The sequence below is a fragment of the Erysipelatoclostridium sp. MSK.23.31 genome (assembly GCF_019125875.1).
GTDB lineage: Bacteria > Bacillota_I > Bacilli_A > Erysipelotrichales > Coprobacillaceae > Thomasclavelia > Thomasclavelia ramosa.
In genome coordinates this window covers 57,827-72,530 of sequence record NZ_JAHOCB010000010.1, presented here as the reverse complement: position 1 = coordinate 72,530, position 14,704 = coordinate 57,827, and the positions used below count along the sequence as shown (strand labels likewise).

Annotated in this window: 4 protein-coding genes; 3 read left to right on the top strand and 1 reads right to left on the bottom strand. The window is 31.7% G+C overall.

Annotation, left to right across the window (positions count from 1 at the left end; genetic code table 11):
• Window positions 1-21: 21 nt before the first annotated feature.
• The gene (locus KSU54_RS06570; protein ID WP_117791991.1) at window positions 22-3,048 is read left to right on the top strand and encodes a carbohydrate binding domain-containing protein; all 3,027 of its coding nucleotides are present in this window, start codon (window positions 22-24) and stop codon (window positions 3,046-3,048) included.
• Between the two features lie 187 nt (window positions 3,049-3,235).
• Entirely contained in the window at window positions 3,236-8,104 is a 4,869-nt protein-coding gene (locus KSU54_RS06565) for an immunoglobulin-like domain-containing protein (protein WP_003535791.1), read from the top strand.
• A gap of 38 nt (window positions 8,105-8,142) precedes the next feature.
• Here KSU54_RS06565 and KSU54_RS06560 read toward each other — a convergent pair whose 3' ends face one another.
• The gene (locus KSU54_RS06560; protein WP_003535792.1) at window positions 8,143-9,009 is read right to left on the bottom strand and encodes a MurR/RpiR family transcriptional regulator; all 867 of its coding nucleotides are present in this window, start codon (window positions 9,007-9,009) and stop codon (window positions 8,143-8,145) included.
• 383 nt (window positions 9,010-9,392) lie between these two features.
• Here KSU54_RS06560 and KSU54_RS06555 point away from each other — a divergent pair, with 383 nt between their 5' ends.
• Entirely contained in the window at window positions 9,393-14,660 is a 5,268-nt protein-coding gene (locus KSU54_RS06555) for an Ig-like domain-containing protein (RefSeq protein ID WP_117791990.1), read from the top strand.
• Window positions 14,661-14,704: the final 44 nt, after the last annotated feature.

Below are 14,704 nucleotides of genomic sequence, written 5' to 3'. Positions count from 1 at the left end.
AAATAAATGGAGGGAAGAGCAATGGTACATAGAGTTAAACAGGTTAGTATAGTGGTATTAAGTATGTTGGTTTTGTTGAGTACTTTGATCGTTGGGACTTATGCAAAAGCAACTAATTTGGTATCAAATGGTGATTTTAGTCAAGGAACTAATTATTGGAGTATGAATCAAAGTGATGGTTCGTTAGCAATGATGTCGAGTGATAATCATTCTTTAAAGGTACAGATTGAAAAGGTCAATAGTGATGACTATTGGTGGTCCTTAACACTCAAGCAGGATAATATTGCCTTATCAGCAAATAAAAAATATCAGTTATCATTTGACGTAGAGGCATCAATGAGTGGAGATATTAGTTTGGATATTGAAAGCACAAGCGATTATAATAAAAAATACTTAGATCGTCAAATGATAGCGATTAGTAATCAAAAGAAAACATATACATTTGATTTTGAAAAGAAAGACGATGATGCTGTCACTTTAGTTTATCATCTTGCTAAAGGCGATGGAATCAGTGATTTTAGTAATCAAATAATCAAGCTTTCTAATGTTACAATTATTGAAATTGGCGATATTGAAATCCAAAAAGCAGGTGATTGGTATTTAAATGAAGGAGATGGAGCGAACGGTAAATTGTCAGGTGAGCCAAATGATCTTAAGGTTAAAGTTACTAGTATTAATCAAGAAAACTATTGGTGGGCTTTATCTTTAAAAAAGGAGAATTTAGTATTAAGTGGAAATAAGATTTATAAAATAGTTTTTGATGCTAAAGCTTCAAAAGCTGGAACAATTGGTATTGATATTGAAAAATCAGCAGATTATAATGTCAAATATTTAGATAAACAGAATTTTGATTTAACTACTACGAGTAAAGAGTACAGTTTTAATTTTATAAAAAAAGATAATGATGATGTTTCAATTGTATTTTTATTAAATGAAGGAGATGGAATTAGTAATTTCAAGGATGAGACTATTAATATTAGAAATGTTCGTATAGAGGAAGTTAATGATTTAGGTGATGAATATGTTGTAAATGGTGATTTTGAGACAAATACAACAAGTGGCTGGAATACGTATAACAGTAATGGTTCAAATTTGAAGATCAATGCAGTAAATCAACAATTAGAAGTAACTTTTCCAAACTCAAATGGCAGTAACTATTGGGATTGTCAATTGTTTCAAGGAGATATTCTTTTAGATAATGGAATCTATCGTTTATCTTATGATTTAAAAGGCAGTAAAGCTGGGACTATTTACTTTGATGTTGAGGATACTGGTGATTACGCAACAAAATATTACCCAGAAACAATGGTTGATTTCACAAAAGATGTTCAAACATATAATTTTGAGTTTGAGATTAATGCTGATAATTTATTAGGGACTCAAAAAAATGCTAAGATCCAGTTTAATTTAGGTCCCAATGAACATTGTGACAGCTTGGCTGGAGAAACTTTATATTTTGATAATATCAAGATAGAGAAAATTGGTTCTGGTGCAGGAACTGGTGAATTACAAACGACTAATGTGACTTTTGATGGAAATGATGTTTTAGTTAATAATTTTAAAGGTTTAGGTGTTCAATGGGATCCTTATGTTGTTCACCCTTTAACTGATGAAGAGTGGCAAACAGTGACTAAGCGGGTAGATTTCTTAAATCCAGCTTTTGTTAGATGCATGATCTACGCTAATACATATTGCGAAGGTTTTGATGATGAGGGAAATCCTATTTATGATTTTGATAGTTTGGCAAATCAGGCATTGATTAGAGAATTAGATTATTTAGAAAGTAGAGATATTGAAGTAGTTTTAGGTGAATGGGAGACACCAGGTCGTTTTGGTGGTGAATTCGAAGGAATTACTGTTGATGATCCACGCTGGGCAAGCATTATTGGCGGATTTTTAGATTATTTAATTAACCAAAAAGGTTATACATGTATTAAATATTTTAACTATGTAAATGAAGCTAATAGTGATTGGTCATATTGCGGTGATTTTGATAAATGGCAAACAGGAATTAATTATCTTCATACTGAATTAGATAAATATGGATTAAATGAAAAAATAAAAATTACGGGACCTGATACTGTATGGGATAGTGATAATACTTGGTTAAAAGAGATTAATTCAAATCAAGATTTAGGTGCTAAAATAGGGCTATATGATACTCATATGTATCCAACAATTGATGAAATTACAAATGGTACTATTGAAGAAATGGTAGCGGAACAACGCAGTTGTGTGACGGGAAAAGACTTTTATATGACTGAAATCGGAATGGTTACTGGCAAAAGTGATGGGGATTCACAACCATATACTAAAGAATTTAGTTATGGAGTTATTATGGCTGATGCCGCAAGTCAAGTTATGCGTGGTGGTTTTTCTGGTTTAGCAATTTGGGATTTAGATGATGCTATGCATGATCAGCAAAATGGATTTCCCATTACAGATATTCGTTCTTTAAAACAGTGGGGATTTTGGAATTCTGTTGCTGGACGAGTTTTTAATCAACCAGAAGAAGAGATACGACCATTCTTTTATACTTGGTCATTAATGGCAAATCTATTCCCACGTAATAGCAAGATCATTGGTTCAACAGCAAATAAAGAATTAAATGGTCTTCGAACAGTTGGGATGGAAAAAGATGGTCAAATGACATATATGATTGTCAACGATTCAAACAGTCCCAAAGAAGTAACCATTGATGTTAAAAATCTTAATGCTAATAACTTAAAATTATTCAAATATGACTATTTTGATAATGATCGTAAGGTCGATAGTAATGGTTATCCAGTCGCTAGTAAGGTACTTGAAAATGTCAATCTTGAAGAAGGATATGAAGTTTCTTTACCATCTGGTGGTGTGGTGATGCTCTCAACTATTGATATTGAAGATGCTAAAAAGGAATTAGTTGATCAAAACGATTCTAAACAAGATAATGAAAACAAAAATGAGGTAGCAATCAAGACAGGTGATGATTTAAAGGCTGCTGGATTTATGATTTCTGGATTACTTGCTACGGCATTTATCTATGGCATGAAGAAAAAAGGATAGTAGTGATAAGCAAACCAAATTTGGTTTGCTTTCATTTTTATGAAATGCTATTTCATTTTAAGTGAATTAAAAATATTATATTTTGAAAAGCTATTCCAATTGTTTATGTAAGGGTTTACATTATTGATTGATTGATTAAAAATAAGATTATGGAGAGCAAATAAAAAGGATATGGAGGAAAGGTAATATGAAGGGAATGCATAAACATGCGATAGCTTTATTGTTGAGTGCATCATTGCTGCAGTCTAACGTAATGCCCCTATGGGCCAATACTGCACCGTCAGTTCGGGAAACAAATCAAGTAGACGAACTAGATGATTTTTCTAAAGTCTTAAATCATAGTGACGGGTGGCAAACAGTCATTGATGAGCCAAATAATTTTTTTGGTGATTCAAGTCGCTTGATTAGGACAGAAGATAGTGCGCAATATTTGGTTTATCAATTAGATAATCTAACAGATTTTAAAGTTAGAATGCATAGTTATTTAAGAAATCTGCGTTATCTCGTAAATATTTATCAGTCTAATGACTTAAGCAGCTGGGAAGCAGTAGACTATACTATTACCAGCGCTAAAACTAGTGATTCAGCTTTTTGGGGTACATTTGATCTTATGCCTAAGAATATTTTAGATGGGAAGAACAAATATTTAAAAATAGAAATAAAGAATAATGAAAATGCTGATCAAACAAAAACAGTAAAAGGCAGTGATGAAGTTAATTTTCTTAAAGCTGTTCAAATTGGTAAAGTAGAGTTGACGGATAGTAAAGCTGGATTAATTACTAATACAAATACTGATTTAAAAACAATTAAGTTAGAAGGATTTGATGATAGCAAGACTTCTACATTAAAAATATCAGAAAATAAAACAATAAAATTAATTAATCCAACAATTTATGATGTAAAGATTGAAAGTAGTAATCCTAAAGTCGTAAAATATGAAAATAATCAGATTATTGGTGTTAGTAATGGAACTGCTTATTTGAAAGGGATAGTACCCGGGGAGCTTGAAGTATTTAGGTATGAAATAAAGATTGGAACTGGTGAAAATTTGGATATTTCACCTAAGTATACTAAACCAGCTGATGATACAGGTGATAGCCGTTATATTAAACAAGGAAATGGTGAAGAAACAGATAATCTTATTACTGTTGATCCTGATAATATTATTGTAAAAGATTATATGGGTGGAGCCATGGAACTTGAGATGATTGAATGGTTTGATATGGATGATGCTCGTTGGGAACGTTATTTTCAAAGAATTCAATATATGGAGTTAGGCTTTGTCAGATGTATGTTAGCAGCTTATTGGTATTGTACAGGATTTGATGATCATAATAATCCTATTTATGTTTGGGATTGTTTGAACGAAGATGGTAGTCCAAAATATTATTCTCGTGATGGTTATCCAATTGACCCATTAGGAAATAACATTGAACCGAATATCAAAAGGATGAAACGTTTATATCAATTGTTTGATTTCTTTAAAAAGAATAATATTACTGTAATGACAGGTGAATGGCAATATCCTGAAGCAGCAGAATGGTATTATGTGCCAGGTGAAAATTTAAAACAATATAATTTAACTTTAGATGATCCCCGTTATGCTCAAATTGCAGCGGATTTTATTGAACATATGGTAAAGGATAAAAATTATACTTGTATTGAACAATATGATTTAGGTAATGAGGTAAATATAAATCCTGGATCATATCAGTATGATAAATGGAAACAAGCAAATTTAAATCTTTATGATCAGTTAAAGCAAAGAGGTTTAGAAAAGACAATTTCGTTGACACCGGACCTAAGTTACTGGTTAGATTTATGGTATAACCAAAGTATTGCTGATCTTCATGATGTTTTCGAACAGTATGAATTCCATTGGTATGTAAATGAAGTTAATTTAAAAAATGGAGTTTTTGAAAATGAAATGCGGATGTTAGTTAATAATGCCGCTGGTCAGGATAATCCTGATAAAAAGGTCTATATGGGTGAAGTCGGAATGCGCGATTATTTGAATAATGTTGATCAAGTAACAAATATAGACAGCTTTGAATATGGATTATGGATGGCTAATATTCTTGTACAAGGAACAAGGGCGGGAATGTCTGGATTAACAGCCTGGTCACTAGATGATTCTGTGCATATTAATGGTCCAATGACTTATGATTATTCAGTAGATCAAAAATCATTGATGAAAGTCTGGGGACTATGGAATTCACTAGGTGAATATCAGGGAGTATCGGAGGATATACGACCATGGTATGTACCTTGGGCATTAGCAAGTAAATTTATGCCTAAAGGGTCACAAATAATTTACACTAGTCCAACTGAACAGCAAGTGTATTCAACGGCTGCCATCAATGGAGATGATTTAACAATATCCGTAGTAAATCATTCAGGTAAAGAACAGCAAGTGTTGGTAAAAATTCCTGAGGCGACTAAAAAAGTGGATTTAAGTGTTTATGCTTATTTTAAAGATGATTTAAATCAAGATGAAAACGGATATCCTGTTCGTTCTGATTTTAAAAAGAATCTTGATTTGCAGGAAGGAATTGTTTTAACTTTACCAGCTGATGGTAATCTGGTTTTAACTACTATGGAGGGTGAAAATAAGTTCAATAGTAAGGATAGCGGATATTTTAGTGACTCAATGCAGTCATTACAAAATACGGTTGATTATCAAAATATTGGCTTTAACTCATATGAAAAACATCCTAATAATGCTCAAAATCGAATTAATATGAATCAGGATATTTTTGGGGATGTGACAAGGATTAATCGTGCCGGCAAAGATAAAGCTTCTTTGGTATATCAAAGGGCTGAAGGAATTAAAAATTTTAGAATTCATAGTTATGTTAAAGGAGCAGTTGGAAGTAATTTTAAAGTTTATGGTTCGAATGATAAAAATGAATGGACAGAAATAAAAATAAATGAAATAGAGAAGTATTCACTAACTAAGGGATGGAAATTTGCAGTATTAACTCCAGAGTCAGAAATCGAATATAAATATATAAAAATTGAGTTAGGAAACGAGGTATCAAGTACAGATATTCAAGTTGGAAAAGTAGAGTTAACGAATCAAAGTGAATTCAGTGAACCGCTCAAATTAGAAATACCTGATGATGCTCAAAGTAGTGAATATAAAGAAATTATGAAAGATGTTCAACTTGCTACAAATGATATAATGAGCATTTATTCAATAAGCGGCTTTGAAAATTTACCTGAAAATTGTACGTTAAAGAGCAGTGATGAAAATATTGTTAAAATTACTGATATGTCATTTAAGGCAGTTAATTCAGGTAGTGCTTTAGTTAATGTTTATAGAGATGGAAAAATAATTGGAAGTATCATTGTCAATGTATATGCTTTCCATGATTCTGTTGAAGATGGTAATGGATTAGTATATCAGCTTAATAATATGAAGTATGATTTAATGGCAGATGCTAATGATACAACATTTTCGCGAACTAATGATGGAGGAAATGTAATTTATAAGTTAGCGGGTATTAAGGATTTTTCAATTAGAGGATATGTGGCAGATAGTAATGATAAATTGTTTGAACAAATTAAAATTTACGCTTCCAAAGATGGAAATACTTGGGAAAGTATAGAAATCAAAGTAGACGGTATAAATGCTTTAAGCAATCCATATTGGCATTATGCAAATATTATTCCTCAAGAAGCAATTACTAAGGATTATGATTATTTAAAGATTGCTATTGAAGGAACATTAACAGATCATTGGAAGATTCAAGTTGGCGATGTACGTATTCAAGACAAACCGTTTAATTCTGTTGTTAATAAAATTGAATTAGCAAATCAAGATTTGAAATTAGCAGTTGGAAATAGCCAAATAATTGGGGCTAAGGTTTATCCAGAAGCAGTATTCCCATTTAAAGTTATTTTTGATGCTGCTGATAATGAAATTGTTTCTGTTGATAAAGATGGTTTAGTAACTGGGCTTAAAGCTGGTAAAACAACAGTTCGTGTTTATTCTCAGGATAATCCAGAAATTTATCAAGACTGTACGATTGAAGTTACAGAAGTGATTGACAGTTCAAAGGAAATTGCAGATAGTATTAAGGAGTTAACGATTATTAATAATCAAATCGTTTTACCGGTTGTTGAAGGTTATGAAATTACAATTAAAAGCTCAAGTATCCCTAATATCATCGATTTAGATGGTAAAGTAACACCAAGTAATCAGGATGAACAAGTAGCATTGGTCTTAGCAGTAAAGAATAAGGCTACGAATGTAGTATCTGATACCGCAAATATTATTGTAACTGTTGCTAAAAAAGATGAAACAGTTATGATTGAATTTGATATTATTGATGTTGTTTTAAAAGTTTATCAAGAATTTGATCCACTAGCAGATATTAAAGTATTTGAAAATGATACAGATATTACAAAGAATGTACGGATCATAAGTAATAATGTTGATTTAAACCATCATGGTAAATATTTTGTTACATATGAAGTAACTGATAGTAAAAATATTACGCATAGCCATACTCGCAATGTTGAGGTTAGAGGAATTAAATCAATCAGCTGTCCAGAGTATCAAGTTGATCTTACTAGTTTGAAGGACCTGGACCCAGATGTATTTTTAAATATTGTTAAAGTAGATAAACAAGTTATTTTAGATAAGCTCAATAGCAAATTAACTGATGACCAAATAATTATTAGCTGTTATGATTTGGCAATGATGTTAAATAACAAAGAATATGTACTGACCGATAATCAATTAACGATTGTATGGAATGTTACATCAAAGATGCAGGGATTCAAAGTTCTGATGCTAGATAAGGATGGAAATGTAGTTGAGGTTCCAATGACTGTTAATGGTAAGGAAATTACTTTTATGGTTGAACAGTTAGGTACTTTTGCAATAGTTGGTGAACAAAAAGTAGAAACAAAAGAACCTGATGAAAATAAGCCAGAAAATAAGGTTGAAACAGCAGTTAAAACTGGTGATGAAGTTTATTATGCGGAATATGCTGTGTTAGGATTATTGGCACTATCATTAGTTTATGGAATGAAAAAAAGAGGATAAAACAAAACCCAAGCTTATTGAAAAAAAGTAAGCTTGGGTTATTTTATTTGTTTAATATGTCGATGGTCGATAATATGATCGGTTTCAAGTTTTAATTCTAGATTTTCATCATAGTGTCGAGCAAATAGGCAGCTATAGATAATATCAAGCATGATATGGATGGAAATCGTTGAACCAAAAGTAGAAACTTTTGAATAAATTCGTTCTCGAGAATCTAAGAATAAAACATAGTCACATAGTTTTGAAAGGCGGCTTTCTCCAAATGAAGTAATTGCAATCATCGGAACCTTACGGCGTTTCAATAGTTCTGCGGCAGCGATTACTTCGTTAGTTTCACCAGAATATGAAATTAAAATGGCACAATGATCCTTATTTGATTGGGCAGCTTGAAATAGTTGTTCATTGACCATTGGTGCAATCTGAACATTTTTTCCGATTCGAAACATCTTATATTGAAAATCAGAGGCAATTCTAAGTGGACCTGAGACACCATAAATATCAATAACTTTAGTTTGATCGAGCATAATAATGATTTTTGCTAAGATATCATTGTCAATATTATTTACAGTAAGGTTGATTGAATCTTTAGCTAGTGTTGCAATGCTGTGTTTGATTGTATGGATCGTATCTCTTTTTTTAAAAGGAAAATTCGGATTTGTTTCACTATTTCTATCAAACGTATATTGTAACTGAGCTGATAATGCAATTTTAAAATCATTATATCCTTTATACTCTAATTTTTGACATAGTCTAGTTATTGTAGCGGGCGAAGTATACGTTGCTTTAGCTAACTGAGAAGTAGACATATTTAAAACATCGGGTCCATTTTTTAAAATATATGTTGCGATTAATTTTTCGGAAGTTGAGAAGTCAACGGCCATTTCTAGTTTTCTTAGTAGACTCATTTTTATCACCAATTTTAGTATACCATTTTTTTATTATTAAGTTTAATTATTTAGTTAGATAAATCAAAAAATTGCTTTTTTTTCATAAATATGAAATGCTTTTTTAATCAAAATTGAATTTAATAATCACAATTTTTAATATTTAATTTTTTGGATAAGCGAAGAATTATATATTGCAAAACTTCTTGTTTCGTGTTTATGAAATATCGTTTCATAAATTGCCCAATAAAATAATAAAAGTTTGAAAGGAGATTGCAACTATTTGTGTAAGTGTTTACAATCATTGTTTAGACAATTAAACTAAAAGTATAAATAGAGATTAGTAAGGAGGAGAAAAATTTAATTAATTTATGAGGGAAAAATATAAAGGAGAAAGGAATATTATGAATAGGAAATTTAAGCGATTTTTGACTTCATTATTATCATTAGCGGTAGTTGCTAGTTCTGGAATTGGACCAGTAAAAGCCGTTGATAATACCCCTAAACTGGATTCAAAAGTTTATATTAACAGTGATAATGTATTAACTAAAGATTTTGAAGGATTTGGGGTACAATGGGATCCTAGTGATTTATTTGATTACACTGATGAACAATGGTCATCTTTTTATGAAAAAGCTAGCTTTTTAAGCCCTAATGTGATGCGGGTCATGCTCCATGATGGGGACAGTTATTGTATTGGCTTTGAAGACGATGGAACTCCGATTTATGATTGGGAGTCTGTTATGATGAAGCGTGTTTATAAAATTTTAGATTTTGCTCAACAAAATGATATTCCAATCATGTTAGGTGAATGGAGAAGTATTAGTGAAAGAGGATATTTATCTTACGATGATCATGGAAAAACGGTAAATTGGAGTAGTCCTACATGGGCAAGGATGATTGGTGATTGTTTAGAGCATTTGATTGTTGATAAAGGTTATACTTGTATTAAATACTATAACATGATTAATGAACCAAATTATTATAAACGAGATCATGGTGATGTCACAAATGAATATGTATATGATCAATGGAAGCAGGCAATTACTAATTTAAGAAATGAAATGGACAGTTCTGGTATAGAAAAAATTGAAAATATCAAAATTGTAGGGCCGGATGTTTATGATTCACAAGAAGCTTGGATAAATCAAGCAACAAGTGATGAGATGAAAGATAAAATAGAATTAACAGAAGTGCATAGATATGCCCCACAAAGTGAGGTAGAAAGTGGACTTATTGAAAAGAAATTAAAGACTTGGAAAGAACAGGCTGAAAGTCTTGATCCTGAAGTTGCTGAGGAAGGATTTGCTTTGGGTGAAATGGGAATTTCAGGAACTGGTCCTGGAGATTCGCAATTGAATGCGAGAAAATACGATTATGGAGTGGATATTTTTGATTATGGTGTCCAAGCTATTCGTGCGGGATTAAAATTTGGTAGCGTATGGGGCTTTGAAGATAGTATGCATGTTCAGCATAATGATATTGTTAATAATTTCAAAGATCAATATGGACCTGCTGCAACAACAGAAGAAGGTAGAGATTATGTTGTCCATACGCCAACAGGAGATCCTTCAATTGATAATGATATCAAGATATGGGGATTTTGGAATGAACTTGGTGAAGAAATGGCAGCCCAAAATGCTGAGCATAATGTTACGGGAAGAGCTAATACAGTAAAAGCAAGTGATGAGAATCTAAAACCATGGTATTATACTTGGTCAATGTTATGCCGTTATTTTCCATCTGGAACAAAGATTCTTGAAACTACAGACAGTTATGTTGATCAGTTAAGAGTTACATCAGGAATTATTCCAGTTGCAGATGATAAAGGTGATATTAGTATTGCAGTTGTTAATAATTCATCATCTCAAAAAACATTAGAAGTAAATATGCCTAATGCAGCTAGTAAAGTTGATCTTAATCAATATTTCTATTATGATGGTGAAATTGATGGGAAAACTAGACCGGTCAATGAAAAGGGTCAATTGTTACAATATGACACAATTGAAAATGCTAATCTTAAGGATGGTGTTAATGTCACTTTACCAGCAAAATCATGTATGATCTTAACTTCTTTAGGATATGAGGGTGAAAGTCATCCAATGAGTTTTACAACTGGTCAAACAACTGATGTTGAAAAGGTTGAAATTTATGAAACTACTAATGCTAACCAATTAGAAGTTGGTAAGTCTTATCAATTAGCAGCTAATTATATTCCATCTATTTCAAAAGGTGAAATGGAATGGTCAGTTGTTGATTATTTTGGTAATGCTAGTGATAAAGCATTAATTGATGAAAATGGACTTTTAACAGTAAAAAAAGCTGGTCAATTTAAAGTGATTGGTAATTTAAAAGGAAAACCAGAAATACAGGATACATTAGTATTTAAGGCAACAAGTTCTAGTATTTTAGTTGATGAGTTAAATGATCTTGAAAATGGAGTTGCTTTATCTTATCAAGATATTATAAAAGATGATAATTCAGCTAATTTTAATGGTGATAAAACAGTTAAAAGAAGTGATAGTAATGCAAATGGTAAACCAGGAATTATTACATATCAAGCAAATAACATTTATGATTTTGAATTTAGTGCATATTCATTAAATAATAATCTTGATAAATCTGGAAATTTTGTAGTAGAAGTTTCTCAAAATGGTGATAGCTGGTCACCAGTTGAATGTGAGTTTATTCAAGGAGGTAAATTAAGTTCTGGCTGGTATCCATATACAATTAAAAATAAAGCGGTAATAAAAGATGATGGATATCAATATTTACGGGTAACGATCACAAGTAAGTCAGGTTATAAAACATATGATCCTCAATATGCTGGTGGATCAATATATTATGATTACCAGGGAGCATCACAAATCGATATTCAAAGTCATAATGAATTTATTGTTAAAGGACAAGAATTACAGTTTAAAGCAGAAGTACTTCCAAGTATTGCCAGCCAAGAAGTAAGCTGGAAAGTATTATCTCTTGAGGGAAAACCAACTGAACTTGCAACAATAAGTCCAGATGGGATATTGACTGCTAAGGCTAAAGGAGAAGTTGTCGTTGTAGCAACTGCTAAAGATACTGATGTTAGTGCTTATAGTCATATTAATATTATTAATGGTTATTTTGTAGATGAAATTGAAGATTTTAGTAAAATGTATCAATATGGTGAATTTGCTTTTGATGATCCTAAATCATCAAATTTCACTGATAAAACAAGGATTAAAAGATTATCAGATAGTAATCAAAGTATTGTTTATGCTTTAAGTGATATTGAAAAAGCTACTTTTGAAATCTATAAAAATGGTTCATTTGTAAATGATTCAGTAGATATTTATGCTTCTAGTGACGGATTAACTTATAATAAAGTAGAGAAAAATGTTGTAAATGCAGGTAAAGCAGCTAGTTCAACTGAATATTATTTATATGAAGTATCGACTAAAGAGTTAGGTGATAATGTAAATTATATTAAGTTAGAATTGAAAAATGATGAAATAATTTATTGTCCAATGTTAGGAAAAACAAAGATTATTTATAATCCAATTGAAAATGTTGAAGTAACAAATGTTACTTTAGATCAAAAAGAGTTATCTATTAATGTAGGACAAAGCAAAACTTTAGTTAAAAAATTAGCACCATTATATGCAGATGAGCAATTAACTTGGTCAAGCCGTGACGAAGATATTGCAAGTGTAGATCAAAACGGTATCGTTACTGCTAAAAAGGTAGGGAGTACAATTATCTATGCAAAATATAATGATGAAATTTATGCTACGAGTGTGATTAATGTTCTTGGTGAAAATATGGCATTAAATAAAGATGTTAGTGCTTCAACAGAAACAAATCAATGGAATAAAAATCCAACAGGTAAACTGGTTAATGATGGTGATTATGATACACGCTGGGTTTCTAAAGATGGGACATCAATCACTAAAGAACAAATTACAATTGATTTAGGTGAAGTGACAACTGTTGATAATGTTAAACTTTATTGGGAATCAGCAAGAGCAACAGATTTTAATATTGAAGTGTCTACTGATGGTTCAAAATATGATATAGTTGAAAAATTACGTGATGAGGATAAAAATAAATTAACTAATGAGATTTCATTTGATCCGGTTGAAGCAAGATATGTAAGAATGCAGGGATTAACACCAGCAACTAAGTATGGTTATTCAATCTATGAATTTGAAATTTATAATAATTCAGATTTAAAATTAGCAAGCAGTGTTGAATTTAAAGAAATGTCATCAGAACTGTATCTTGGTGAAAATACAGCACTTGATGTAGTTGTAACTCCTGATGATGCAACATATCAGGATGCTTCATATACTTCAAGCAATGAGTTCGTTGTTGTTTGTAAAAACAATCAGATGATTGCTGTTGGTGAAGGAACAGCAACAATTAGTGCCAATGTCAACGGTCAAAAAATAACTAAAGAAATTACTGTTGTTAAAGATAATGCCCGTAAGATTGCTCAGGAGCTGACATCATTAACTGTTGAAAATGGTCGTGTGGACTTCCCGACAGTTGACGGCTACAGCTTCAGTGTATTCAGTTCTGATCTGGAAAAAGTTATTGCCAAAGACGGAAGTGTTAACTTACCGATTGAAGATCAAGAAGTGGCACTTGTTGTAACTGTATCTAAAGACGGCAGTGAAGACAGTGCAAATACTGATGAAATCAAAGTGATGGTTAAAGGTAGCAGAGATAAATATGAGCTGTTGGAAAAACGAATCAAAGAAATCGAAGAAACAGACTGGACAGTATATAAACCAGGTACAGTTAAAACATTTAAAGAGAAATTGCAGGCAGTCAAGGAAAGTCTAAATGCAGAAGTACTGTTAGTCAGTGAAGTTGAAAAAGCAGGAGAAAATCTTGAAGCAGCATTTAAGGGATTAGAGATCAAAAGTGATAAAAAGACACTTGATGCGCTGATTAAAGAACTAGAAGAACTTGATACCAAAGTATATACCGAAGTATCAGTGGCAAGAGTGGAAAAAGCATTAGAAAAAGCAGAGACAGTCAGTGAAAACGAAGATGCCAGTGAAGCAGAAGTAAATGATGCAGTTCAAGCACTGTATGAGGCAAAATTGGGATTAGTGGAACAGATCAATTATGACAATCTAAAAGATCGGATTGAAGAAATAGAAAAAGAAGATCTGAGCATATACAGTGAAGCGACCGCAGCTCGCTTAAAAGAACAGATAGCAGAAGCAAAAGAAGCATTAAAGAATGAAAATATTACGAATGAAGAGTTGCAAGAAGAACTGGCAGGACTTAATGAAAAATACAGCAGCTTAAAACTGAATCATGAGCCGGGAAGTGTAGAAGAATTAATAAAACGAATTGAAGAGATGGATCTGAGCGGATACAGTGAAGCAAGTGTAAAGGAATTAGAAAGAGTAATAAAAGAGATCAAAGAAGAGCTGTTAGAAGGGGTAGACCAAGTAAGATATGCAAAACTGGCAGAAAAACTACAGACAGCATACGAAGGATTAGAAAGGAAGAGTGAAGTAAAACCGGTAGAACCAGAACAACTGGAAACTCCAAAAGGAGATGAACAGGCAGCTAAAACTGGTGATAACATGATAATTGGAACATGGTTAATTACAATGTCAGCAGCCGTAATGGTAGTTATATTCCTAAATAAAAGAAGGAGTTTAGAAAAATAAAAATGGGGTTAAATAGAGAAAGTAGTTCTTAACCACTTATAGAT